The organism is Bradyrhizobium sp. LHD-71, from assembly GCF_031157255.1.
GTDB lineage: Bacteria > Pseudomonadota > Alphaproteobacteria > Rhizobiales > Xanthobacteraceae > P52-10.
Genome location: NZ_JAVIFX010000005.1, coordinates 177,525 through 202,697, shown reverse-complemented (window position 1 = coordinate 202,697; position 25,173 = coordinate 177,525). Strand labels below are relative to the sequence as shown.

Annotated in this window: 25 protein-coding genes and 1 pseudogene; 5 read left to right on the top strand and 21 right to left on the bottom strand. The window is 62.4% G+C overall.

Annotation, left to right across the window (positions count from 1 at the left end):
• Positions 1–2: 2 nt before the first annotated feature.
• The 3 genes from RCO31_RS07295 to RCO31_RS07285 all read right to left on the bottom strand — a co-directional run bounded on the left by RCO31_RS07295 (position 3) and on the right by RCO31_RS07285 (position 3,095).
• A complete protein-coding gene (locus tag RCO31_RS07295) occupies positions 3–998 on the bottom strand; it encodes a tripartite tricarboxylate transporter substrate binding protein (RefSeq protein WP_308967587.1) in 996 nt (331 codons plus the stop codon).
• Positions 999–1,054: 56 nt separating this feature from the next.
• Positions 1,055–2,371, bottom strand: a complete 1,317-nt coding sequence (locus RCO31_RS07290) for an MmgE/PrpD family protein (RefSeq protein WP_308967586.1) — start codon at positions 2,369–2,371, stop codon at positions 1,055–1,057.
• A 304-nt stretch (positions 2,372–2,675) separates the two neighbouring features.
• Positions 2,676–3,095 (bottom strand): hypothetical protein, encoded by a 420-nt coding sequence (locus RCO31_RS07285; RefSeq protein WP_308967585.1) that lies wholly within the window; start codon positions 3,093–3,095, stop codon positions 2,676–2,678.
• 235 nt (positions 3,096–3,330) lie between these two features.
• Here RCO31_RS07285 and RCO31_RS07280 point away from each other — a divergent pair, with 235 nt between their 5' ends.
• Entirely contained in the window at positions 3,331–3,702 is a 372-nt protein-coding gene (locus RCO31_RS07280) for a hypothetical protein (protein ID WP_308967584.1), read from the top strand.
• 31 nt (positions 3,703–3,733) lie between these two features.
• Here RCO31_RS07280 and RCO31_RS07275 read toward each other — a convergent pair whose 3' ends face one another.
• From RCO31_RS07275 to RCO31_RS07230, 10 genes are all read right to left on the bottom strand, one after another.
• Entirely contained in the window at positions 3,734–4,807 is a 1,074-nt protein-coding gene (locus RCO31_RS07275; RefSeq protein WP_308967582.1) for a relaxase/mobilization nuclease domain-containing protein, read from the bottom strand.
• Positions 4,804–5,322: a plasmid mobilization relaxosome protein MobC gene (gene mobC / locus RCO31_RS07270; protein ID WP_308967581.1), complete on the bottom strand. Its 519-nt coding sequence runs from the start codon at positions 5,320–5,322 to the stop codon at positions 4,804–4,806. The genes RCO31_RS07275 and mobC overlap by 4 nt, the downstream gene beginning before the upstream one ends.
• A gap of 219 nt (positions 5,323–5,541) precedes the next feature.
• Positions 5,542–6,519 carry a ParB/RepB/Spo0J family partition protein gene (locus RCO31_RS07265; RefSeq protein WP_308967580.1) on the bottom strand — a complete coding sequence of 326 codons (978 nt, stop codon included), beginning with the start codon at positions 6,517–6,519 and terminating at the stop codon, positions 5,542–5,544.
• A 6-nt stretch (positions 6,520–6,525) separates the two neighbouring features.
• Entirely contained in the window at positions 6,526–7,269 is a 744-nt protein-coding gene (locus RCO31_RS07260) for a ParA family protein (RefSeq protein ID WP_308967579.1), read from the bottom strand.
• Between the two features lie 558 nt (positions 7,270–7,827).
• Positions 7,828–9,060, bottom strand: coding sequence for a plasmid replication protein RepC (gene repC, locus RCO31_RS07255; RefSeq protein WP_308967577.1), 1,233 nt, complete (start codon positions 9,058–9,060; stop codon positions 7,828–7,830).
• A gap of 212 nt (positions 9,061–9,272) precedes the next feature.
• The gene (gene repB / locus RCO31_RS07250; protein ID WP_308967576.1) at positions 9,273–10,292 is read right to left on the bottom strand and encodes a plasmid partitioning protein RepB; all 1,020 of its coding nucleotides are present in this window, start codon (positions 10,290–10,292) and stop codon (positions 9,273–9,275) included.
• A 2-nt stretch (positions 10,293–10,294) separates the two neighbouring features.
• Positions 10,295–11,500: a plasmid partitioning protein RepA gene (repA, locus tag RCO31_RS07245; protein WP_308967575.1), complete on the bottom strand. Its 1,206-nt coding sequence runs from the start codon at positions 11,498–11,500 to the stop codon at positions 10,295–10,297.
• Between the two features lie 263 nt (positions 11,501–11,763).
• Positions 11,764–12,936, bottom strand: a complete 1,173-nt coding sequence (locus RCO31_RS07240) for a site-specific integrase (protein WP_308967574.1) — start codon at positions 12,934–12,936, stop codon at positions 11,764–11,766.
• Between the two features lie 298 nt (positions 12,937–13,234).
• Positions 13,235–13,672, bottom strand: coding sequence for a type II toxin-antitoxin system VapC family toxin (locus RCO31_RS07235; RefSeq protein WP_308967573.1), 438 nt, complete (start codon positions 13,670–13,672; stop codon positions 13,235–13,237).
• Positions 13,669–13,947 carry a type II toxin-antitoxin system Phd/YefM family antitoxin gene (locus RCO31_RS07230; protein ID WP_308967572.1) on the bottom strand — a complete coding sequence of 93 codons (279 nt, stop codon included), beginning with the start codon at positions 13,945–13,947 and terminating at the stop codon, positions 13,669–13,671. The genes RCO31_RS07235 and RCO31_RS07230 overlap by 4 nt, the downstream gene beginning before the upstream one ends.
• Positions 13,948–14,017: 70 nt before the next feature.
• Between RCO31_RS07230 and RCO31_RS07225 the strand changes: the two genes are divergently transcribed.
• Positions 14,018–14,176, top strand: coding sequence for a hypothetical protein (locus tag RCO31_RS07225; protein ID WP_308967571.1), 159 nt, complete (start codon positions 14,018–14,020; stop codon positions 14,174–14,176).
• Positions 14,177–14,573: 397 nt separating this feature from the next.
• On the top strand, positions 14,574–15,725 hold the full coding sequence (locus tag RCO31_RS07220; protein WP_308967728.1) for an RHE_PE00001 family protein: 1,152 nt from the start codon (positions 14,574–14,576) through the stop codon (positions 15,723–15,725).
• Positions 15,726–15,841: 116 nt separating this feature from the next.
• Here the strand turns inward: RCO31_RS07220 and RCO31_RS07215 are convergent.
• The 4 genes and pseudogenes from RCO31_RS07215 to RCO31_RS07200 form a co-directional block, all read right to left on the bottom strand.
• A pseudogene (locus RCO31_RS07215) lies at positions 15,842–16,110 on the bottom strand (DUF4326 domain-containing protein).
• A gap of 65 nt (positions 16,111–16,175) precedes the next feature.
• Entirely contained in the window at positions 16,176–16,490 is a 315-nt protein-coding gene (locus RCO31_RS07210; RefSeq protein WP_308967570.1) for a DUF736 domain-containing protein, read from the bottom strand.
• A 657-nt stretch (positions 16,491–17,147) separates the two neighbouring features.
• A complete protein-coding gene (locus tag RCO31_RS07205; protein ID WP_308967569.1) occupies positions 17,148–18,074 on the bottom strand; it encodes a zincin-like metallopeptidase domain-containing protein in 927 nt (308 codons plus the stop codon).
• A gap of 286 nt (positions 18,075–18,360) precedes the next feature.
• On the bottom strand, positions 18,361–18,948 hold the full coding sequence (locus RCO31_RS07200; RefSeq protein WP_308967567.1) for a hypothetical protein: 588 nt from the start codon (positions 18,946–18,948) through the stop codon (positions 18,361–18,363).
• Positions 18,949–19,868: 920 nt separating this feature from the next.
• On the opposite strand from RCO31_RS07200, the gene RCO31_RS07195 reads away from it, so the two are divergent.
• A complete protein-coding gene (locus RCO31_RS07195) occupies positions 19,869–20,126 on the top strand; it encodes a WGR domain-containing protein (protein ID WP_308967566.1) in 258 nt (85 codons plus the stop codon).
• Positions 20,127–20,694: 568 nt separating this feature from the next.
• On the opposite strand, the gene RCO31_RS07190 is transcribed toward RCO31_RS07195, so the two are convergent.
• The 4 genes from RCO31_RS07190 to RCO31_RS34685 form a co-directional block, all read right to left on the bottom strand.
• On the bottom strand, positions 20,695–21,162 hold the full coding sequence (locus RCO31_RS07190) for a hypothetical protein (RefSeq protein WP_308967565.1): 468 nt from the start codon (positions 21,160–21,162) through the stop codon (positions 20,695–20,697).
• Positions 21,163–21,867: 705 nt separating this feature from the next.
• Complete coding sequence (locus RCO31_RS07185; RefSeq protein WP_308967564.1) at positions 21,868–22,161, bottom strand: hypothetical protein; 294 nt, start codon at positions 22,159–22,161, stop codon at positions 21,868–21,870.
• A 39-nt stretch (positions 22,162–22,200) separates the two neighbouring features.
• A complete protein-coding gene (locus RCO31_RS07180) occupies positions 22,201–23,382 on the bottom strand; it encodes a serine hydrolase domain-containing protein (RefSeq protein ID WP_374991440.1) in 1,182 nt (393 codons plus the stop codon).
• A 160-nt stretch (positions 23,383–23,542) separates the two neighbouring features.
• Entirely contained in the window at positions 23,543–23,803 is a 261-nt protein-coding gene (locus RCO31_RS34685) for a GCG_CRPN prefix-to-repeats domain-containing protein (RefSeq protein WP_374991439.1), read from the bottom strand.
• Between the two features lie 523 nt (positions 23,804–24,326).
• Between RCO31_RS34685 and RCO31_RS07175 the strand changes: the two genes are divergently transcribed.
• Entirely contained in the window at positions 24,327–24,773 is a 447-nt protein-coding gene (locus RCO31_RS07175) for a hypothetical protein (RefSeq protein WP_308967561.1), read from the top strand.
• The last annotated feature ends 400 nt before the right edge of the window (positions 24,774–25,173 follow it).

Sequence of the window (25,173 nt, the reverse complement as noted above, 5' to 3'; positions counted from 1 at the left end):
GTCTACTTCTTCATCATTCCAAGATCGGCCAAAAGCGATTGATAGAGCTTTCTCTCCGCTTCCAATTCGCTCTGGAAAGCCAGTGGCCCCGCAACCTCCACTTCGGTCAGTGTGCGTTTTGCGAAATCCAGGAATTCGACAGAGGCTGCGGCTTTCTCGACCGCGCCCGCGATCTGCTTGACCACATCGTCCGGAGTAGCGGCGGGCGCCCAGACGCCGATGATGGCCGGCATTACAAAATCGACGCCAAGCTCCTTGAACGTCGGCACGTCGGGAATGACACTGGCGCGGGTGCTGCCAAGTTGCGCAATCGGCACCAGTTTCTTGCCTTCGATCTGCGGCCAAAGCGCCTGCGCCAGCCCGATGACCAGATCAACCGTGCCGCCCACCGCTGCCGTCACCGCCGGGGTCACGCCCTGAAACGGGATGTGATTGACCTTGATACCGGCCGCGCGGGCAAATCCCTCCCCCGCAAGATGCGTCGTGCTTCCCGCCCCTGCGCTGCCAAAGCTCACTTTCTCGGGATTCGCCTTGGCATACGCTACCATCTCCTTTGCATCCTTGAACGGTGCCCCGACACGCGCGGCGACCATGTTGGGTCCGAGCGTCACGCGCGAGACCGCTTTCAGGTCGTCGAAGCTATAAGGCAACGGGTTCTGGTATGGCGCAATGGTCAGCGGTGCGGTGAAGCTGAAGAGCAGTGTATGGCCGTCAGGTTTCGCGCTTTTGGCAACAAAGTTCGCACCCACCGTGCCGCCACCGCCTGGTCGCGTTTCAGCCACCAAAGGTTTTCCGAGCGTCTTTTCCATTTGCCCGCCGAGGGAACGCGCAAGTTGATCGGTCGTACCGGGCGCGTATGGGACGATCATGGTGATCGGCTGATTGGGAAAAGCGATTGCAACGCGCCCACCCAGCAGTGTCAGCGCCGCGGCTCCGGCCGTAGCCTTCAACATCGTTCTACGGTCGCGCACTTCGCAACCTGCTGCACGATCACTCATGGTCCTTCCCTTCTCCGCTCGGCGTGTTGACCTTCCTTGCGATATTCGAGCCCCGCTCAACCTGCTATCGCGAAACAATTTCGCGCGGGCTCTCGAGAATCGCCTTCCAGGAAGAACGACGTGAGTGCGGCGGCGCGCTTCACGCCGAGCGCAGGCTCGACGTAGCGCGCAAATTTCGATTTGACGTCTTCAACCCGCATTGGCTGTTCCGGATCGCCCGCGACGACATCCACGATTTCCGTGAAGACTGCCGCGCCAGTATCGACCGCAAGATCGGCGCCACGGCGGACACGCCTTGGGTCAACATCGACGGAGATTGTTTTTTCGAGCCGCATGATAGCGCTGCCCGCCCCCATATCAGCATACGCCTCGGGGCCGAGATCGCCGAGCACCAGCGCAGCGGCGACAGCGTAGGACAGACTGAACTGCGCCTGGATTGCGGTGTGTGGTGCGCGATTGCCGCAGTAGCGCGCGGCCTCTTCGTAGGTTCTCAGTCTGATAGCGCGAACATTCTTCAATGCAAAATCCGGCTTGCGGCGGATGCGCAGCGCGGCCTCCACGCCATAGTGCGTGTGACGGACGCCGGCGAATGGCTTGAGATAGCCATCGCGGATGGTCCATTCGCCCGCGGGCGCAACTTGGGCTGGCTGAGCGGCCTGCAGCACCCGAAAGCGTGCTTCCTCGAGGGCATCGGCGGGTGCGTCGAAACCGGCCTCGGCGGCGGCCGCCGACAACAATCCGAGAAGTGCGGCATGCGACGCAAACGTGTTGCGCACGACCGATCCGGCCGCGACCGGCAGATAGAGACTTGCTGGTATCTGGCACGCCGCCGCTTCGATGGCAGGCTGGATTTTGTCAGGTCCGGACGTCAAGCGCGCTGCCGCCGCCGCGACCGCAAGCGAATGCCAGCTGCCATCGACATGCAGCCCGGCCGGAATTCGCCACGCCTGTCCTGCTCGCACCCCGATTTCATAGCCAGTGACGAGTGCGAGCAGCAGATCAGCAAGGCTAGCGTCGCGATCCGCTGCCAGCGCGAGCAGTGACGGGACCACCGGAAGGCCGGGGCGGCCATGCGCCGAAGCATGGCCCTCGCAGGCTTCATCCCAACAGGCCGCCGCGGCACCCAAGGCTGCGCCGCCTGCCGCCCCAAGCGCGATATTCGAGCCAGGCCAGATGACGTCACCGGGGAAAGCGCGCTGCAACGCATAACCGAATTGCACCACGTCGGGATGACGTAGACCAGCGAGCATGCAGCCCAAGGTGTCGAGCAGCAGCAGTCTCGCCTTGGCATCGATATCGGCGGGCAGAGCCTCGCAGTCCGCCAGCCACGAGACGATTTTGGTAAAGGTCGATTCGACACGACCGTCAGACACCACCCGCCCCCCGCTGCTTGCGAAGTCCATCTTGTCATAAAGCTATAGCAAGCGGTCTTTTAAGTCCAGGCGCGGGGAGCTCAGGCAGTGATCAAGCCCTGCGCGTGTTGCTGAGATCCAGCGTTGGTCCAGCGAGGTTTGGCCGCAATGATGCAGGGCAGATCTACTGCCGGGCCGTGAGACGTGGCGAGTGCATGACCAGGAAGGCTCCAGGTCCGCGACGATCATGTTCTTCTACCCAGAGGAACATTGCCGCCGCGATGACGTCAAAGTTGTGCGAGGCGCACCGCTATCCCGAAAATCTCTACGCGCTCGCGAACGCGGAGCGACCGGCAAACGGATCGACGATCGTCCAGCCGCGTGCGCCGGCCGCCGCTGTTGGCGTCGTGAGCCAGACGTCGCCCTTCACATGCTCCTTCAGGACGAATATGTGCCCGCACCGGACCGCCACGCGGTTATGTCCCTGCGCAGCGCGCGGAAAGGCGAACCAGCTGCGAGCGAGCCAGAGATGACGCAGCGGCTTGCCGAACAGATGTACGGCCGCGCCGCAGCCTCGAGGAACGGCGGGATCCTCGCGGCTGTTAGCAAGGCGGCGGCGCCAAAAAACGACCGCGATGACGACGGCCACGAACACGACCAAGCCGAGCGCGAACGCCTGGCCGGCGTCTGGCCCGCTCTGCTTTGCCCCGCCTCCGATCCGCTGCCGACCGTCGCAGCTTCGCATCGTCCGCCTGCTCCAGCATCGTGCGGCCAGCCGGCAGCGGCACACCGTCGAAGGCGGCGCGTGCGGTTGGCGATCGACGGTTAGAAACCAAAGCCACGGAAAGCGGCAGCAGACCCATTTGGGATCCCATCCCCTCGAAGCGTTTGCGTCGGCGGGCTTGCTCTTGTCCCTCCGTTAAGACTTCGTTTGCTCGGAATAATGCAAACGACTCAATCATGGAGTTGGAGATCGTGGCATGGCCGAGAATGACAGTCTCAAAACCAAAGCCAGCGAAGCCTTAAACCGCTATCGTGAGGCACTTGCTGCTGTTGAACGACTGGAACGAGAAGAGGCTTTCGCGCATCAAGCACTGACAGAGTTGCTTGATCATCTCGAAATCGCGGTCGTTGAAGGCCATGCTTCCGGGGTCAGACAAGATCTGTTTCAGACCGGCCAAGCTGCGGTCTCCCGGCTGAACGAAGTGAGGCGCAACTTGAGCGAGGCCACTGCGTCATTGGATCGAGCCTACCACGCCTTGGCCGCCCTGGATCAGGCACTGGGGTACGTTCCGATTGTGGCGACGGCCGGACCTGCTTCGAGACACTCCGGAAACAACCCCCAGGATTGAGCACACGGACTTCAACTAGCAAATGGGGCGGTTACTTGCTGCGCCCGTCCTCTCCGCTGTCCCGGCGTCGATCTAATTTGACAGTGCGCGTCGCATCGCGGTGCCGGTTGTTGGCAAAATCCGAAAGCTCCCTCTTCAGCACGTCCCGACGGGTTTCGACCTTCGGTAGGTCGCGAACGAATTGACGGATCTGCAGCGAAAGCGCGTGATCGCGTGCTGACCTCGTTTGCTCTAGCTCCGAGGCATGATCGAGATAACGCTGCCGGATTGCTTCCTGGCGCAACCGAGTCCGCTCCTCCCATGGCCGTTCAGCAGTCTTTCCGCTTCGCGCCTCGCGAAGCACCTCCTCCCGCGCGAGCCGATCGACATCGGGCGTGATCTTCCGCTTGCGCAACGCCAACACGGTCCCTCGGTCGGCTTTTTGAACCCTTCCGCGCGTGCGCCGCGGCGTCGCTTCCGCCGCAATCCCACGCAGCCGGAGTTCGCCAGCAAACCGCTCTCGCCAGGCTTGAAGGTCGGCTTTCCGCGGGTTGAGGCGCTTCCCATCGTGACCCTGCGACCGAACTGTCAAGTGGACGTGGGGATGCTTGTCGTCGAGATGCTGCACGAAAACGTAATCGTGATTGGACTCAAACATTTCGATCGCGAAGGCGCGCGAAGCATCCTTGACTGCGGCCGGATCGGTTCCGGCCGGCATCGATAGGATGACGTTGACCGAGAGCGTCCCATCGCGGCGGCGCTTGTTGTCGAGAGCGGTATCGTCCGTCCATCGCTGCTGCAGGTCTTTCAATCCGCCGCGCCCTGTCATGAGCGCCCCCTGCTCTGTTTCGGCCGCGAGCTCGCCATTCCTCGTAATGTATTCGAGGTGCGACTTGAGATGGCCGACGCTTTTTGTGCGTCCTGTGATCTTGACCATCACCTCCGGCGCTCGCCCCACGATGCGTTCGAGCTTCGCCCGCATCGCCGGCGTGAGACGTTTGGCCCCGCCTCGATCGGGATTGTCCCATTCCGCATGGCGAGGCCGCCGCACCGGCGTTTCCCACACATAGGAGATCGGGGGCAGTTCGGCGAACAAGTTCCCCGAGTGTGGCCAGCGGCGGGTCACCGCCGCGTCTCCCAATAGTCCGCGTTGTCGTCGAGTGCGCCGCGCAGCTCCGCAAGGGCGAGTTCGATGACATGCCTGGCTTCGCGGATCTCGGAGAGATCGAACTCCACCGCCCTGCCGTGCAAAACACTGGTGTTCGCCGCACGCGCAATCTGGTTGATGTTGCCGCCTACCCGGTTGAGCTCCCGCACAATGGCCCGAAGCACAGCGTGTTCACCCGGAGAATACTGCACAGGCGACCCCAATCGTGATCGCACGAGGGCAACGATCCAGCCGGTGCGGGTCATGCCGCGCTGGTGTGCCGTCTCAGTGAGCTGCCGCATCTCGCTCTCGCGAAATCGCACGGTCACCTTGTGGGGTCGGCCGACGAGCATCGGCGCTACGCACGTCGTCGGAGTGTCCAAAACGTCCCCGATCAGGCGCCGCAATAGCGCGGATTTACCACCTTTGGTCGCTGCGAGCGCCGAAAAGCGCGCCGCCACATCGTCAGGGATGCGAAGCGAGATCAGGGCCATCCGCTACCAATCCCGTTCGCGATGTAATACATCGCTGGCGCAAAGCCTATCCTGCACTAGAAACGCCTCGATCATCCTCCCCCATCCTCCCTTGAGATGGTATCGACCCTTCTGAATGCGCGCCGTGGCGGTTCAGTCCGAAATTCGCACTGCGCCGGTCAATCGACGGCGTCAAAGCAACTGGAAGATAGAAATCGGTCGGCTTCGGTATCGAGCGGCTCAACCCTGGATGATCTCTTCGATCTGCAACTCAGAAGCGGGCAGCTCTTCGATCTGACCGGAGTCTCCAAAGCGTACAAATGCAAAACGTGCTCCATTGCTTGCGGGCCTTTCGAGGAGCAAACAACCTGAGCGATCGCTGTGTCGCACCAATATGGCGACATTGACCTTGCCTCGATGCTTGCTGCCTCGAATGCTGCGAGGTTTGGATGCCAGCCCTTGGCCGTTGTCAGCCGATGCCGAATTTATTGTCAGCTCTTCTTTCCCAACCGCGTCCGGCGCGGGCTGCAAAGCATTGGCGGCAAGGGGACGCATTGCGGCAGGCGACGACGCGCGGGCCTCATGCGCAGCGCGTTTCGCTGCCGCATCGGTGAAGCTGGCTTGCGTCGAGCACGCCCGTTCGACTGGCACGGGCATCTCGCGCCATGCTTGATAGAGCTCGTACACCGCGCGAATGGAGGACGTCTGAAGCTTTGCCCGCAGGAAATCAGGCATTCTCGGGACGGCGGCATAGCGTGAGACCCAGTCCTTGGGCTTGCCAAGTCTGCGGGCAATGTCGGCTTGCTTCTCGCCGGCATCGAGCTGCGCGACAACGAACGTGGCGATTTCGGAGGCTGCAAGATCGTCGCGCTGAATGTTCTCGATCATCTGCGCGTAGCGATCAGGCTCGGTTTTGTCCTGAATTATCGCAGGAACGACATCGAGGCCGGCGAGCCGGGCGGCACGATAGCGGCGTGTGCCCATGTTGATAACGTACCGACCAGAGCCGTGAATGAGCCTGACGCTAATCGGTTGCAAAATTCCGACGGATCGAATGGACTCTGCAAGCTGGTTCAGTTCGAGCTCACTGAAGGCACGCCGCGGCTGGTCGGGATCTTCGTCGATCTGAGCCAGGGGTATCAGCAGGGGACGCCCGTTCACGCCGCCATTTTGTGTGGCCGTATCGACCAGTTCCTTGAAGCTGAGATCTAGGGCCATCGGAGCTCAACCGAGGCATTCGGCGACTTTCGCCAATACTGCGCGAATCTCCCGCCCGGCTTCTTGTGCGGAGCGCCGCTTTAGCGTCCAGACAGGAGCTCGCTCTGCGACGGCTTCCGCGTAGCCGTCACGCGCAACGATGTGACCGGGAAAAACATACTTGCCTGCATCACGAAGCAATTGCTCCAGATGAGCCCGCTGACGCGGCGACCTGGTATTGAAGATTGACGGCAACAGGCCGAGAAACGACACATCGGGCCGTCCATAGCGCTGTTGAGCTCCGATGAAGGTTTGCAACAGACCCTTCACGCCTTTGACGGAGTAATCCTCGAGATAAATTGGCGAGAGCACATGGGAGGCTGCGACCAGGGCCGCCACGCTTCGCAGCCCGAGGGAGGGCGGCGTGTCGATGACGCAGACATCGAAATGCTCATCTGCTGCCATCAGATTCTCGCGAAGCCGCAAAATGGCACCAGCCTCACTGCGATCGACATCCGTCAGTGACGTGACCGCCGGTGCCAAGGTGAGATTGTCGATTCCGCTCGGACGAATCTCTGCAGCAGGTTTGAACATGTCGGCGGCGGAAGCCGGCCCTGCATATCGCTTCAGCGTATCCGTGGCATTGGCCTGGGCATCCATGTCCAGGACCAGCACGCGACGATCGGCTTCGGCCAAATACCAGGCGAGATGAACGGCAACAGTGGTTTTGCCAACACCGCCCTTTTGGTTGTTGATCACGATCGTCTTCATCCGATGCGGTCCGCACGCGAAGTGAGCTATCGCCTGCTCACGGGAGTGTTGGTTCAAACCAACTCTTCGGCGCATGGCGGTTTCGAACCATCGCAGCACTTGCGGATGCAGTCCCCTGCCACAATTGACAGGGTATGCCCTGACGACCATGAAGCAGGGCAACCGGAGACAACACGCAGGACTGGAGCCAGAGAGGCGGCTCGGCGCGATCGTCGCCGGCATAAATCACGCTTTTCGAGCTGTGCGTCGGAAAGGATGCCCTGGCTAGGAACGACTCCTCGCCCAAGGCGTGCATGGCGTGACCTATCCGTCTTTCATGTCGCCCGGCGGAACATGCGTGGCCTTGTGGCGGTGGAACGACGGGGGTGAGCCTCCTTGCAGTTGTCGACCCCGAAAATCGTCTGCCGAAGGCACCGGCATCCTGGCTCTGATCTCAGTGCGGATCTCTGTCGAATTTCACTGGACCGAGGGTTGGAGCGGAGGCGTCGACGGCAAGAGGTCGACCGCATGCGTCGAGGCGCCCCGATCAACCTCCGCATGGGGCCTATCCTCATCGCCTCACGCTCGTCGTTTCTCTCGCAGCCGGGAATTGATCTGCGCCATCAGGATCGGGCCAAGCGAAAATTCGCCGGCCTCAGCTTTTCGCGTCAAACCACGCAAATAACCACCAGCGGAATTGATCGCCGCGCCACGCTGCAGAATGCACGCGACAACAACCGCCGCCGGCAACTCACCCATCACTGTTTGCGCTTCCTCCCAAGCGCTCGGGCTGATCCCAAGCATCGATCGAACAACGGTCGCGGTGGCGATAAAATCACGCCAGTTCGAAATCCCGTCCTTCGCATAGTCGACGATGTCGGGGCATGCGCTGAGGACCATACCCAGGGGGTAAGATCCCTCAGCAAACCGTGTCGGCTGAGATTTTGGCTCGGCCCTCGCCGCCCTGCCTTTTTGGAGGTTGGGTTCAAGTTCAATGGGGTGGTCTGGGTTTGAATTCTGTATGTGGCGCTCAGATTGGGACTCATTGGCGCTTGAATTCGTAGTTTTAACGTGTGTTTCCAGAAGATTGAGCACATCATCCGCCAATTGCGAGAGCTCATCGGCGATCACCTCGAGTTGGGAGCGGGTGGCAGTTCGTGGAATCCCGTCTACGATCGACCGGAAGACAGCGTGGACTTCTTGCCAATCGGCCGGCCCCTTTCCAGCTCGTCGGGTCGGCACGCCCTCCTCGATGCCGGTTGCGATCATCTTAGCGATGTCGCGTCGGCAAAGCGTAATGCGCTCGCGCGCGAGCTTCAGAGCGCGCATCTCGGCTTCGACCTCCGCGGCCAGGGTCTCAAACTCCTCCGCGCGCGCGACGATCGGACTAAGATCGAAGCCGAAGGCGAGCTCGATGTCGCCGGAGGTACCCCTGCGGACGTAGCGTTTACCATTCGGGCTATCGCGACGCACGATCAGGCCATTGTCGACCAGAACCGCCAGGTGGCGGCGTAGCGTGGATGCCGGCATGCCGTGGGCACGCTGCGTAAGCCGCTCGTTAGACGGAAAGACGATGAGATCGTCTTCTCCCCTCAGTGCCGTTTCCGGGTGGAAGGTCAGCAGCGCGTTCAGGACCGAGAGCGCTCTTTCCGAGACACCGAGGCGTGCTCGAGCGCTGCAGATCGCATGGAAGATCTTCCACTTGTGCACGACCTTCTCAGGCGGCCGGCCCGAAGCGACGATTTGGGTCGCCACATGGGCGAGCGTCAGCGATCGCCGCCCAAAGGACGTCGTTGGGGTATGGGCCTTCATGTCTTTGCCTCAGCTAGGCAAAGAAAACCTGCTCGCCGAAACGGCGCCAAAACGCTTGACAGTGATTCGCGGAAGTGTGATTCTTTGAGCGCCAACACAAAGAAGGGGCTTCCGGAACGGCGACGTGACGGGGGCCTTTTTCTTTTGCCTGTTCTCCGACTTGGTTGCGGTGCCTTGGTCCGGCCGGCTCATTCCGCCCGGGCAAGCTGTGTTTAGGCCGGCGGATCGCTGGCTTTGAACTGGTCGTAAAGCTCCTGAAGTCTCTCTCTGACGAAGTCTCCGAAATTCGGAGCGACGCGGTCGTCGAACGTCAAGGTGAGCTTCTTGCCGACTCGGGCGACCTTGGCAGCGTGCGTTCCGTCCTTCGCCGCCCACGTTTCGGCTTTGGCGCGCGACGCCTTCTTGCGCAGACCTGTAGCGAGCGCCTCGAAGCGCTTGTCCGTGTCCAGGGTGTTGAAGGACGGATCCTTCACCATTTCAATCGCGCGCGCACGATTGTTCTCCTGTTCCAGGAGCTCAGTAAACTCCTGCCAGCGAACGCGGCCGAAGGCCGGTGCAGGGCCGATGGCGTCGATAACAGCAGCGGGCACACGGGTCGCGATCGAGATGAGACGTGAAAGTGCGGCCTTGTCGACGGTGAGCGACGCCATGATGATCTCGCGTGAGAAACCACGTTGCTCGAGCCGCATGGCGAAGCGCGCCCGTTCGATGAACGTTAGGTCCGTGCGGCCGCTGTTTTCTTGACCTTGCGCGATGACCAACTGCTCGTCGGTGAGCGGCCGCACGACCGCCTTCACTTTGATCCCAAGTTCACGGGCGGCTCTGAGACGGCGGTGCCCGAACGCGACCTCGTAGCGCTCGGCTTCGCTCGACTTCGGGCGCACGAGAATGGGGACGGCCTGGCCGTGCTGACGGATAAGCTCGCGGAACGCTGCGTTCTGCTCCTGAGCGGCTTCCATGCGGTCCGGGACGAAAGAGTCCTCGATGAGAGCTGGATCGAGCTCGACGATGACCTGTCCTTCGATGAGCTTTTGCTCGATCTCCTCCGCGCGCTTAACTTTTTCCGAGATGCCGCCTAAGGACTGCGATATCGCGCCGACCGCGCTTGATTGCTTGATCGTGCGCTCAAGTCCGAGGAGCGGACGCGTGCGCTGCGGCAACGACTCGCGTGCGTCCGGCTGGGGCGTCGCTGTCTGCGTGGCTGGGAGATCGAAGCTGATCTTGCGCGCCATTGTTAGCCCCTCGCCCAGACTTGTTTGATCAAGCTCTCTATTTCGCCGTTGACGGCGTCGAGGGCTTCGACTGCACGATCGTATGTGCCGCGGGTGAACTGATTGCGTTCAACCTCATACAATGTCTGTTTGGTGAGACCTGCATCGGCAATGGCAGTGCTTTTCACCATCGGGTGCGTCAGAACGCGAGAACCGAAGATTGACCGCATAAGGCCAACCATCGTGGTTTGAGGCCCGTCGCTGGGCTCGTAGCGCGTGACGAGGTAGCGCATCCAATCGTACTGGGTCGCGCCGCCGGCACTGGCGACCACGTCAAGAAGGTTGCCGGTCATGTTGAGGAACTGAGACATCGACATAACGTCCAGCATTTGGGGGTGGACGGTGATGAGGACGGCGGTCGCGGCGCACAGCGCCGACAGCGTGAGGAAGCCGAGCTGCGGCGGGCAATCGATCACCACCACGTCATATGCATCGCTGACCTGGGCCAGCACCTCGCCAATCCTCGCGAAGAACATCGAGTCGTCGTCCCGGCGCGTCAACAACGCCTTGGGCGTCTCATGCTCGAACTCCATGAGCTCAAGCTGCCCGGGCACGATGTGGAGGCTTGGAATGTAGGTCGCACGGACGATCTCGGGCATCTCGCGTCGCGCGGTGTCATACCGGATGGCGCCATAGACGGTCTCGTTCTCGCCGACGTCCAGCTCAGGCTGATGACCGAATAGAGTTGAAAGGCTTGCCTGAGGATCAAGGTCGATTGCGAGAACACGATAGCCGCGGAACGCCAGGTATTGGGCGAGGTGCGCGGCGGTGGTGGTCTTGCCGCTCCCGCCCTTGAAGTTCATCACCGAGATCACCTGAAGCGCTTCGCCCTCTCGACGATGCGGGACGTACCGCCGGCCGCCCTTGGTGGCGGCTTCGAGACTGTTCCGCAGTGCATCGATGTCCTCGATCGAATAGCTGCGGCGGCTATTTGCCGGCGCCGCAGGGCCCTTTCCTTCCGAAACGAGCTGCCGGAGGTAGCCTTCGGCTATGCCGATGAACCGAGCCGCCTCCGCCGATGAGAACCGACGGATCGTTTTCTCGGCCGCAGGAGGGAAGTCTCGGAGTTGCTGTGCCCGCAGCCGTGCCGAAAGTTCCTCGGCGTCGGCGTTGATCAATGAGCGCAGATCACGCACATTCTCCTCGGTGGGTTTAGCTGAGGCCGGCATCGGTGCTCTCTGCATCTGCGGATTTTTGAGCAGTTTAGTCGAAAATGCGCTGATCGGCAGTAATGCCCGATTCTCCCAGAGCCGCAAGGATTATTGGGTTAACGAGAAGTTAACAAGGGCAGCGCGGTACCATGGTAGGCTTCGCGAATCGGCGAAGCTTGTCAGTTGTACGCTGACAACTCGTGCGGGGCCAACCGCTGGGAACAGCGAGGCCTATGGGCCGAGCTAGTTGTACGTGGACAACTTAAACGGGGGCCTCATGTCTATATCCCGAGCCTAGCCGCCCTGCCCTGCCCTCGCTCGGCTTCATTATAATAGCTTGCCGCCTGCTGAACCGAACGGTGCTGTGACTGCTGCATCGCCTCGGGTAGCGCCACCCCCTGCCGGGCCGCCTCCGTCAGGTATCCTGATCTCAAGCCGTGCGCCGAAAATTCCTGCGCCTCCAGCCCGGCGAGTGCGCACCGCCGCTTGACGATTAGATTCACCGACTGCGGGGTCAGCGCCCGCTCCTCGAGCGCTTCCCAGCGATCAATGGCGCGGAAGATAGGCCCCTTGCTGATGTCCGCTCGCTCGAGCCATGCGCGCAACGCCTCGACCGGCGGCCCGACCAACAGCACCCTGCCCCCTTCGTCGGCGACGCCGGTCTTGGTCCGGCCAAGCTGGATCGCTACACAGGGTAAGGTCGGCGACTGCGGGTTCAGAGGGTCCAGCGCCACCGGCGGCTCGTTGCTGATCTGCTCGAACCGCAGCCGCGCCACCTCACTGCGCCGACGCCCGCCGGAGGCGAAGGCAAGGAGCAGGATCGCCAGATCGCGGGTGTCGGCGAGTCGATCGGACCCACACGTCGCGAGCAATCGATCGAGCACGTCGCGGGTGACGGCTCGCTTGCTCTTGCGCTGCCGCGGCCGGACGCTGGCCCGGACCGCCAGACGCAGTGCGGCGCGAAGACTGGGTCCCCGGAACGGGCCCTCCTGCCCTTTCCAGCGATGCAGCGTGCCCCAATTCGCCAACCGGCGCTTGACCGTCGACGGCGCATGCGGCCCTTCGCACCGAAGAAGCAAGGCGTTCCGCAGATCGGCCGCCACCTCGGCCGGCATCCCATGCTGCGGATCAGTTTCGCGTTTGGCCGCGTCCCACAGATGATGGGCCACAAATTTCAGCGCCAGGCTCTCCGGCGCCGGCCACGGCAGCGGCACGCCCGTCGCGGCCTTCGCCCAAACTTCGAGGTAGGCAAGATCGGAAGCCAATGCTCGAAGGGTGTTCTCGCCTAGACCCTTGCGCGCGAGATGCTTCAACGTCTCAACGTCATCGTCGGTGAGGAGTTCGGCGAGCCGATCGCGCCGCTCCATCGGCAAGATGGCGGAGAGCACATCGAGCTGCAGAGCTCGCCGGGTCTCCGGGTCGGAGACTAGTGCGCGGGAAGTGATGTCGTCCATGAGCGGTGCTCCGTCAGAATCCTTAGCATCGATTCTCCCAGCAGCCCGCGGGCGTCGGGGCTGGCAGGCGCATGCACTGCACCTTCAGGTCTTGCGCAATCGCCCGGCCTACGTCGGGATCGACCCAGTGGCCGTGGGATGAAGCCGACTTCGCGCTCGCTCTTGGGGGTGTCATCGCGGATATCGAGCGCCCAGTGCTCAAACACACGTAGCGGTTTGGCACCCGACTCCTCCCTGTCCTTGAACCGCAGCTCTCTCGGCACAAGGTCGAAACCGCGTCCGGAAGGCGGGCAGGGGCTCATGCCGGCGCTCCATCGTCGATCCAGGGGTTGAGCAGCGGTACGCCCAGCGGCGCAAAATCCTTGGTGTTGCGCGTCGCGAGCACGAGGCCCCTGCTGAGCGCCGTGGCCGCGAAAAACCCATCCATGACGGAGAGTGCAAAGCCGCTGCGGCGAGCCTGCGCCATCAGATCGCCCCAACGCTCCGCGATCGCCGGATCGATTGCGATGATCCGTCCCGAGAACCGTCCGGGCAGATCGACCGACAGCCAGGCCGAAAGCGCGTCGCGACGGCGGCCGTCGTCCATCAGCGCGAGGCCCCGCCGCAGCTCCGCGATCGATGCCACGCTGATAAAGGCGCGGTCCTCATCGATCGCATCGAGCCAAGTGAGCACTTTCGGCTCCGGCGCCGGCCGGCGAACCTCTGACAGCACGTTGGTGTCGAGCAGCACGTTCATAGATCGAGGTCGCGCGGCTGATCGCGGGCCCGCTCGAGATCGAGATCGGCATCCCGCAAAGGCGAGGCCATCAGGAACTCGGCCAGTGTGCCTTTGCGGACGGTCTTGCGCGCCCATTCCTCGGCCGAGACGATGACGACGCTAGGCTTGCCGTGGCGGGTGATGATCTGCGGGTCGGTCTGGGCACGCTCGATCACCTCGGAGAGCCGTGCCTTGGCGCCGGCTACGGTCCAATGGCCGGATTCGTGCGCCGTGGTCTTTCGGGAGGTTGTCACGATCTTCTCCTATGACCATAATGACTATTGTGACTATACGCGATTTCAAGGCGATTTTCAATGTGCCTTCGTGCAGAAATGGCGTGGTTCACCCGCCACCGGGCCATTTCTGCACGAAGCCGACGGGGCAGCCGATCCCAACCAGGGCGTCGCCCGCGATCGGCGGCCCGTTCGCGCCGAGCATCTGAACGAGGAGGAGATCGTCGCGGTCGAAGCCAGCGAGAATTGAGCCCCGGCTGCAATATCTTGATGCCGAGCTCGACCCGCCGTTTCTGGTCGATGCTGGCGTCGACTTCGGCCGAAAACTTCGCGACAGCCTGTTCGACGATTCCTGACCCCGATCCGGCTCTGGCGCGATTTGCTCGCGCGAAACTCGACCGGAAGGGCAGGGGACTTTATCGTCCAGAAGGCCAAGCGCCTCGGCATGGCGTGCTCTCACGTCGATCTGGTGCCCGGACGACGCGCTGTCCGCGCCTGTAGACGACCAGACTCGCTGATTTGCGCCGCGCCGTCCATGACTATCGATAAAGATAGTTATCGATAGTGAGAGATACCCAAAACGGGACATCGCTGTGACGGAAGCTAATCTCATGATACCTTCCGTTTGAGCGAATCGCGTTAAGGTTATCAACGCCTTGCCCTGCTATCAGATCCCCGACCCGCTGCCCTGGGTTGTGCTCGCCGGCCCGCTCGCCGCCGCCGAGGATTCCTTGGCCCGGCTCGACGAGCGCCTCGCCAACAGCCCGATCCGTGACGGCTTTGTCGCTCGCACACATTATATAGATGCCTGCGCCAGTCTGTGGCTCGCGGGCGAGCTCGTCCACCTGGAAGATCTGGTGCTCCACGACGCCGGCATGGATGTCCGCAGCCCCACCCATGAGCTGACCCGCGCCCACGCGGTGCTGCGGACGCGGCGTCGCATCGCCGCCGCCAAGCCGGCGTGGGCGCTGTCGGCGGCCGGCCTCAAAACCTTGCGCGGCCGCGGTGGGGAGGAGGGAAGGGGCAACCGGAAGGAAGCGGCAAGCGTCGACCTGGCGGAGGATGCCGACGCGGGCGTGGGCCACGCGAACGTGGACGAGTCGCGTGGCATCACAGAGACCGACGACCGGCTAGCGGCCGCCTTCGCTGCCGTCGATGCCGCCATCGCCAAGACCGACCGCGCGCTCACCGGCGAGACTAGGCGCCCCAGGCACCGCCCCGAGCCGGATCCGCTGGTCTACGACCTCGACTGGGACGAGGACGAACGTCTCGCCGACTGGAGATCCGTCGTCGACCAGGTTCGCGTATTGGCACCGACGCTCGCGGCAGCGATCGCGGCCGATGCGTGGATCGCGATTGAACCGCTGCAACATACGCCCTGGCTCGGCCGGCTGCTCGCAGCAAGCGTGTTGCGCGCCCGCGGCAAGGCCCGTTGGCATCTGCCCTGTCTCCACGAGGGCCTCAAAACCATCCCGCGCAAACGGCGGCGGCCGGGCGATGCCGCGACACGGCTCGCCGTCCAACTCGAGGCGATCACCGCCGCGGCGGCGGCGGGGCTCAAGCATCATGATCGCTGGCTCATGGCCCGCACACTGCTCGCCCGAAAACTCGCCGGCCGCCGCGCCAGCTCAAAACTGCCAGCCCTGCTCGACTACGTGCTGACCCGGCCGATCGCCTCCGCCGGCATGATCGGCGCAGAACTCGGCATCACGCCACGCGCCGCCCAGAACCTGGTCGCGGAGCTCGGACTGCGCGAAGCGACCGGCAGAGGACGGTATCGGGCGTGGGGAATTCTGTAGCGCTCAGTGCGGTACGCCGCGGAACCCGCCGGACACGTCGGACGATCGCCGCGCCAGCGATGAAGCTGCTCGACATGCCTGACCGTCTTGCGAGATTAGATCGGACAGGCGACTGATCACCGTCGGTTCGCGAGACCGAGGAGCACGTCGCCGTGGCAAGCGAGCGGCGCGCACCAGCAGACGAGGTCGCGTCCGCGCAGTTCGTCGAGCGTGCCCATCAGCGCAGGCTGTGGGGCGATCCAGGCGCGATACCTCGGATGACCTCGGCGCGCGCGCCGTCACGCCCGATCACGAACGGATTGCCCCACTTGGTGGGCCGACCGATGTAGACCCGCGATCCATCCGAGCGTTTACCGACCTTCCGGGCATTCAGCACCTTGCACATGATCATTCCCCTTTCCGCGAACGCTGGAAGGCCCCGCCGCGAGGCGGGGCCTTTTGCACCGAGCCTCAGTCGCGGCTCGGGCGCGACCAGATGAGCGAGTGGCCTTCCTCGCCTTCCACCTCGACCAGCGTGGCGTAGATCGGAGCCGGAAAGCTCGGGTCGTCGAGTTTGACCGAGAGATAGTCGCGGTTCTGCTCCTGGGACTTTTTCTTCCACGCGGCGCCGAACTCAATTGTGCCCGCGAAGATGCGGTAGTCAGGAGCCTTGTCCGAAGTGCGGTCGGCCGCGACGATCTTGGCCTTCACGGTGCCGAGAGCGAGAGTCTTGACGGTGCCCACGAAGCCATTGCCGTTCACGCTGAAGTTGCCGATGGTAGCCATGTTCGTATCCTCTTTCGGTTCTCGGGCCGCGACCACCGCGGCCTCGATGGCAGTCGTTGACCGAAGGCGATTGGACCGCACCCGGAGGGCCGGCACGCAGTAGAGGGCGGCCAGCGCGCGGCTTTCTTGTCTCGCGAGGAATTGACGCGCAGCGGCCAGGGGAAGAAAGCCGAGAACGACCGTTGCGGTCTTGGAATCGAGGCGGAGCGCAAGCGACGACGGCCTTCGGTTAGACACGCCAAATCGAGGACGCATTGGGCGCGCCAGGTTGGCCGAGGGAATATGATCTGGCGACAGGCACGCTGCAGCGCACGATGAGACAGGGCACGGCGACAAAGAGATTCGCCAGCGGCGCCGAAGGCTCGTTCGTGGCCTCGCCCCCGCGACGGCGATGCCAGACGAGCGCAATTCACGACGCGTCACGCTTTCGCCGCTCAAGGAAGACACCCGGTCAGGAACTGGCGGACATCTCGGGACTCGGTAATCCCGCGCGGCGCGTCCCGACCACGCGGTTGGACGAGATGGGAAGGAAGGCACCGCTCTCCGGATGCCGCGCACGATTGAAGATACGCCAAATGGCCCCACGGCGAGGCGGGGCCCTCGTGAGCTGACGAAAGGCGGCCGGTGAGGCAAGCGTCCGCGATGAATTGAGTGCGCTCATGTCGCCTGGTCGATTTCAGCCGATTTCGGCTGGAGGCCGTGCAAATAGGTGACAGCGCGCTGCGCATGCGCCGCCGCAGCAAAGATAAAGCGCTTGTCGTTGGACAGCACTCCCAACCACGAAGCCAGGTAGCTCGCGTGGTCGGCGCGCGGCTCGAGCTCGGGCACTATCCCGAGGTCGGCGCTGAGGAAGCAGGCGCCGAGCTCCGCGACCAGTTCTTCGCGGGCCCGTTCGCTGCGGTCCTTCGCGTAGCGGCTGAGGTCGCGGTTGACTCGGTGCGCCGGCGCCGTCCAGTGCACGCACTCGTGCGCGAGCGTTGCCGCGTAGCTCTCGGCGTCGCGGAAGCTCTCGAATGGCGGCATCTGGATGAGATCGAGCGACGGCGCGAAGTAAGCCTTGTCGCCGCCGTGCCGGATCGTCGCACCGGTGCTGGCGAAGAACGCGTCGGCGTGCGCGATGCGCTGCGCCGGCGGGGCTCTCGGAGTAGTGGACTTGTAGTACAGCTCGGGGAGGCCGTCGATTTGATCGACGCAGAACACCGTGTAGGCCCGAAGGAACGCCGCTGTCCGCTCGACGTCGTCTCCGTTGTCGTCCGTCTCGGTCTTGGTGACCTTATTGGCATAAACCACCATCGTTCCGCTCTCACCTTTGCGGATGTAACCGCCGAGCTCGCGCGACTGCTTGAACGTCATCCATGTCGACGACGCGAAGCCGCGCGCGACGGCTTCCGACCAGAGCAGTACGACGTTGATGCCTCGGTACGGCATTCCGTTGTGCCGCAGTGGCCGCATGATACGACCAGCGGCGTTGGCCGCATCCCATGGCCTGACCCAGGGCCGCACGCCGCGCTCCAGGTCGGCGACGATGCGATCGGTGATCCGCCCGTAGACGTCGGCGCGCGGTTTTTCTTCCTTCCTGCTCATTTCGATGACCTCCGTTTCGGAGGCCGCGACTGCCGCGGCCCCTCACGAGGTCCGCGGCGGCGGCATCCCGCGCTCGCGCACCCGACCGGGCCGAAGCGCAGCGGAGGACGGCGCAGCCGTTGCGCGTGCGTCGTATCCGCCGCATGGACCGCCGATCGGGAGGGGCCGCTACGCAGAACGCCGCTTCTCGTGGTGGCTTAGCCAGCGACATAAAACAGGGCCGATCTCGCGACCGGCCCTGAGCGGGAGCGTGTGAGAGGCGAGGCCGAAGTCCCCGCCGTGTGGCTTACTCGAAAGCCGCCAACTGGGTCGCGGCGGCCTTCTTCGACACGTTTTCACCGGCGTGTTCGACCGGCCGCTCGAAAGGCTTCCAGGCCTCGCCGATAACCTGCTCATAGGCGGCGACCGCGCCCTCGGCCGCCATGCGGAGAGCGTGCGCCTGAAGCCCCATGTCGGCCGCGAACTCGCGCTTGCGCTGCGCCTGGGTGTCGACGCCGACAGGGCGGTTGAGGTCCTCGTCGCGTGCGTCGTTGGCAAGCTTGGCGGTCGCATCGCGCGCCTCAGTGACCGCGCGGGAGTAGAACTGGCCGGCACCGTGGGCCGATCCGACGTAGGCGCCCACGATGCGCTGAAGGTGGATTTCCATCGCGCGGTCGCTCAGGCCGTCCTTGAGAGCGTCGGCGGTCTCGACGATCAGCCGCTCGTGCAAGTCGCGAATGCCGTCGCTGTCGAGAACTGCGAGGCCGAAGCTCTCGGAGATGCGCAACGTCTGCGCGGAGTCGGGGCAGGCGAGGTGGACCATTTCGAGCGTCGCGCCGCGGCGGAGCGGAATGACGCGCGCGGTGGAGCGAGGGGAGCGGGCGGTCTTGGTCATGATGAGATCCTTTCTCGGTTTCACCTTTGGAGCGCTGGGCCCTTGGCGGTCGCTCCCTTGGGTGCGGTTGACCAGAACCGGCCCAGCGGGCCGCTTCAGGGGGCGGCGGCTGCCAGGGCGCGAGCATGGCGGGTTGCGGGCGAGCGGGCCTTCAGGCCTGCGAAGGACGCGGCTGCTCATCGCGAGACGGCGGGCGCCGATCGCTTCGCGACTTGCCCTTGAAGCGGACCGCGGACGGTTCAGACCGCAGCACAAACCGAGGGGGTGACGGCCAAGGGTCATCCGACGCCGAAACCGGGGAGATTACAGCAGGCCGCCGCCCGCTCGACTTCGCTCCACCGCACGTGTTCGCGTCTCCGCTTGCGCCCGAAATGGTGACGCCCTTGGTCTGTTACCCCACGCGACGCAATCGCGATCGCGCCTCGAAACTCGGCGATCGCCTTCTCCTGCCGGTCGAGCTTGTACGTGAGGGCGTCGATCTCGCCGCGACGTGCTGCTGAACAGACGCTCGTCGGGCGGGAGAACCGCGCCGAGGATCGCCTCCCAGGACGTCCGGTCACGAATCCTTGACGGTGCGCTCGGCGCAGCGGCGCTCGAACGCCGTGAAGAGATGCGGAAAGGCGATCGCGACGATCCGCCCACTCGACATCCCCTTCGTACCAGCCGCCCGCCGAGCGTAGCATAGGATGGACTTTGCGGTTTCGCTCGCGGGGCTTCAGCGTAGCCGCCAGCCCGGCGCGACACGGCGACGCCTATTTCGCGCTTGGTGAGAAGCGCACAAAGCCGGAAGATCGCCTGAGATAGGTCGTTGAACGCTCCGCAATCGCTTTGATCGCTGGTATGAAAATTCTGAATCGATAGCCCGCGATCGATTCAATAGTTTAATTGGACGGTAGATTCGGCGCGTGCGATTCTGGCGCATGTCCAAACTCACGGTGCAATATCTTGTGCTCGAACGCTGCGACTCGGCGCGTAACATGGCCCGGTTCTACGTGCTCACGATCGAGCCGACCCTCTTTGGCGATACCGCATTGGTGCGCGAATGGGGGCGTCTCGGCCAGCGTGGCCGCCGGCGTCTCGATCTGTTCGCTGGGCGGGTGCAGGCCGTCGAGGCACTCGAGGCTTGGCTCGTCCGAAAAACACGTCGTGGCTACGTCCGACGAAATTTCACGCCTTGATTGTGAGAGCGATTGCGCGCATTCCTGAATTCATGACGGGGTTTTATTCTCGTGGCGGTGGATATCCGCGCTGGAGAGAAGCCAGTCCCTATCATGTTGGACTTGAAAGCAGTTACGTCAGGCGGCATTGGGATGAAATCGCCGCGACGTGCCGCCTCAGCAATATTCCGCTTGAAGGGACCGGTGAGCGTCGCGGACGCTTCCGGGCAAGACCATACTCTACGGCCACGCCGCGGCACGAGGGCCCGATCGAATACGGCTCAACGCCGACGGTAGCGCGGACGCGCTGAAGGGGGAGCGAGCCGACTGAATTTGACACGGGCTCATGGCAGGTCGTGGCCAATCATTTCCGTCGCAATTGGCAGAAGACTCAACCTCGCAGGATGTGCCTTTCCGTCACCACCGACGGATCAATGGCACAGCTCTTCACGCGCAGGGGCTTGATGGTGATCGACGGGCATTATGTTGCCAACTGATCACTGGCTCACCTCGCAGCGAGAGACGCACCAACGGGTCCTGGCACGAAACTGACGCGGCGCCAGGTTTTTGGCATGTCCACTGATGAGGCCTAAACGGACTCTGTGTGGTAATCTTCAAGGGTCGCCAATGACCGGTGACGCCGCCGTGAAACCAAGGACATGAAGATCACTCCGCCAACAACGACAACAACGATGAGGGCAGCTACGATTTGGCCAAAAGGTGTGTAGTAGGAATTCTCGGCGGCGATTGACGGCCGCTCCACCGGCGCGACCGGATTCGCGGCGAGTATCGGCTGTGGTTCTTCGGCTCGTGAAACCGGCACGCGATCGTCGACCGTCGCTGTGCGATCAGAAGAGTACGCAATGGACTGATCGGGCCAACGCGAGGCAAGCGCCCAATTGCGCGTATTCGTGCCGTCAGCCGCACCCTGCAATGTTTCGGGCTTGGACTGTGTATGTGTCTCGGGCAAGGGCTGTGGCATAGGCACCGCCGGTTGCTTCGCCTGCGGCTGCTCATTTAGTTCCGCATGCGCGTTCGCGACTGGAGGCTGCTGCATGGTTGTTCCGCGATCGTCGGGAGGTGCTGCGTCCGCTGCTTTCGGTCGCGTGGCTCTACGATTTTCGCGCGTGCGTCGGCTAGATACCAGCACTTGCGCTGAGTTGTGCGGTTCGTTTGATAGTACCAATGCTTGCCTGCAGGCGCCGGGCCCTTCGGCTTGGCGAGACATTCGTCGGCGGCTGGCGCAGCGCTGCCCGAGGTCGCCGTCAGCACGACGCCCGCGAGCATCGCCAACATGAGTTGAAATGTTCGGTTCGCCATGCAGCCCACCCGTAACCACGCGCTCCCAAGTCTCGTTTCTTCTGCGAGAGTGGGGCGAGAGTGAGACGCAATTTTCGACTGAGCACGGCCTAATTGCGGCTTGCCTTCAGGTTCCACGGTGGGCGGAGAGGAACGCGCCCGGAGCCATTGAATGCGATGTGCCGCATCGCGCCATGTTGGTGAGTTGTGCGAGCAGCGCATCAGCACTGCTCGCGAGTGCTTTGCGGATGCTGATTAGCACTAACCTTCGACGTCCTGCAAAACCGTTGGCGTGCCGATTTGAGCAACGAGCCATGAGTAATGGCTGTTGATTGGGTTCCGATACAATAGGAAGAATGCGATTGGCCTTGATCGAAAATTTGCAGAAGACGCGGTAAGGGAATGCATGCAGCAGACGTCTGAGATCCACGCACCCAGAACACGGCGTCTGCGCTTAGCTCCGTCAGATTTCCAGCGGATCAGGTCCATATGCGTTCGGCCCGGCTGGACCACGCGGGAAGCCAAGCTCGATGAGGGCCCAGACGCCAACGATAAGAACGATCAGGCCCAATAGGTCGTCGAGAACGCCTGTGCTAAGCTGATCGCCGGTGATGCCTAGCGCATTGGTGACGCCGCTCGATACTCGCTCCTGGATGGCCAGCACCCGGTGGCGAGACCAAAAAAAGCCGTTATCCGAATTGCCGGAGTGCGTTTTTTGCAATTGCAAAGGGTCGTAGCGTCGCGGGCAGAACACCAAGAATGTGCCATGGAAAGCGCGCTCGTGATGCGGCGTTTCTCAACCGCTTAGGAGAATCTTCATGGCGCTGGTCCCGATCCTCGTGCTAGCAGGACTATTGCTGAGCACAAACACGCCTTGAGATGAAGGCGCACCTGGTCCCCGCCAGCTCCTGAACCCCATCCAAGATGTGAAGCCGGGAACGCCGCCGTTTTTGTTGAGCACGACGGCCACTCCTCGAGATGTCTCGGTTTTGGCGTGGAACCAGCCGGCACTTGTCATCGGACCCGGTCCTCTACCAGAACAGGGAGCAGCCCGAACGGTTTCCTTCTGCTGATAAGTAAGGGCGGGATCGGTCAGTCCACCGGGAAGAAGTCCCATGTTGTAGAGCAAGAACTGCATCATGTCGGCGCCAGTGCTGACAATGCCCCCCGACCCGTATCCTGCCTCTCTGGACGGCTGATACTTGCTGCGCGATGACAGCGGAGCGAATTTGCGCGTGTAGCCCATCGGCAAGCGCGGCTTGAAGTCGGGATGGAAGACCTGGGTGTTGATCGCGGAAAAGCCGCGACAGAATTTCACGAGGTTTTCATTGTATGTGCGGGCGAATTCTTGTGTGTCGGTGCTATCGAGTTTGACCGTCGCCATGCTGAGAAGTGCCCACCCGATGTTGGAGTAGGAATAGCAGGTGCCCTGCCGAAATGGCGGCGTGAGCCCCGCCATGACGTCGAAAAGGTTCGTCAGACTCTCCATCATTGTTGGTGGATAGACGCCGCCCCTGTTATCCTCCGCCAGTCCCGTCTGATAGACGGCAAGATTTTTCAAGCTGATGCTTGCGACTGTTCGCGACATCGTCATCCTGCGCCCCAACCAGGAACCGAGCGTACCCTCGTAAGGGCCGTGCAACATATAATGGATCCCGGACGTGAAGACCTTTGAGGTCGAGCCGATTTCGAACGGGGTGCGCTCGTTGAGCTCCAGGGGCTTCCCGTAGGGGTCGGTGAGCGCTTTCTGACCCGCGAAGATAATCCGCCCGTTGTTTGAGGCATTGTCCGGCGTGACGATGCCGACGACGACGCCAACATTCGCCCCGTAATTGTTCAAGGACTCTCGACAATAGTCATCGACCAGATTCTGAATGGACTGGATCGGATCGGCGTTCGCGATGCGCGGCCATATTCCGGTGAAGAAAGTTCCGGCCAGGCCACTGGTAGCCTGCAGGAAGTCACGCCGAGTTATCATGTTGTCGTTCTCTCGCGCTGCGGCGCAACTCTTGATCGCCCGGTTTCTTGCGTCGCGATCGTTTCGAATTTGCGCGTTGGCTCGCCCGGTTCTTCGAGGACGAGCTGTCCAGTGTTGCGTTTTCCGGATATGCGAGGCGCAAAGCCGCGTTAAGGGTGGCCTAGCGGCAGATCTTACGCGCGCCCCGTTGCGTCCGGACGAACCAGCATCGATTAGCGCCGCGAGGTCCGCCAGCAGCCGTATTTCGGCGGCAGCCGCCACCAGGGCCTCGGTGCCAGCCAAGCCCACATCCTTGACGGATCTGAATCACCTGGTCGATTTGGGATGCCGGGTCTGAAGGAGCGATCGGAAGCGCGTGAGCATCAACAGCAGTGAACGCGGCAAAAATGAACGCCGCACCGACAAAGGCCAGTTTACACATTGGATTCAAGACCTCTCATTTTCCTCCCGCGCGTTTTGATGCAATCGCAGCTTGCAAGAACGCGCAACTGTGCTGTCCCGGAAACCTTTACGAGTGCGAAATTCCAAGCACCAAATTCGCCGAAACATCGCGGACACTCGTCTCGTCTGAGGGCTTGGGAATGACCTCGGCTCACGCGCGGCGAACCTCAAGATCGCACGCGCACGCGCCGAACAAGTGGCCTCCGATCTTGCCGCACGCGGAATAGATCACGGGTGGAAATTGAAGGCGACGCGACTGGGGCAGCCGTGCAGTTGGTGTTGGGGGACCGATGGCGATCTTGGCGTGAATATCTTCGCCGACACAAGCGAACCGGGTTGTCCGCCCCACATAGTCGTCAACAGATTCAGGCAGAAGCAGCAGTTGCGACCGATCGGTTCCTGAACGATGTGCCGTCGTGATAGCCTTCCATGCACCACCACCATCAGGAATCGGACCAGGCATTTTGGGACCGCTTGCCTAACTTTCGCGAAGGAGGAGGCGATTGTCTCGGATAGAGGAACTGAGAAAGAAATTTCAGGAGAAAGGTCGTGCGGCCGTTGCCGAACTGAGATCGCCGCGAGGACAATTTGCCTCCGCTCTTCACAATTTCACGGAGAGCACCTACGCGGCATCGTCGTGGGACAAGGATTTCGAGGACGAACTTTTCAGGCGCTTCGAGGTCGAAGCGCCCGCCGACCTTACGAAGTGGCTGGCGTCGGTCACGGAGGGGCTTTTCCGTTCCGTGGGTGAACCTCCCATATGGGTTGGGGAGGTCGATTGGTGTTTCCACAACGGCGTGCCGTTGGAATTTCTAGCGCAGTTCGCTGATGAGGATGATGCCACCTTCTACGTGTTCCGAGGCTACGACGCAGAAAGGCGGGCATTCTTCAAGATGCGCGCATGGCGTGGCGACGCCCGGATCATTCTGGAGGGCAAAATTGAAGGGTAGGCTGGTAATCTGATCAGCCTTCTCGCGCACAATGCGCGGAAATCATGAAACGGAGAAAGAGTTTCGGGACGGTCTATAGGATTTCCGCGACAGATGCCGAGCACACTGACATGCAATAAATCATTGTGCGGGATGAATGCTGAACAGCTTGACCGCGTTTTCAAGGCATTGGCCGACCTATCCGTCGCAGGATCATAGATCCGGCTGCGTGAGCAGCCGAACCAGTCGCTATTCCAGATTTGTGCCGTGTCAGTCGCGGAGGGCGACAAAGCTATCTCCCGGCAGACGATCACCCAACATGTCGACATGTTGGAGAAGGCCGGACTGGTTCACGTTCTTGGTCGGGCCGGACCAAAATCCACTCTCTCGATTTCAAAGCGCTGCGACAAGCGGCGACCAT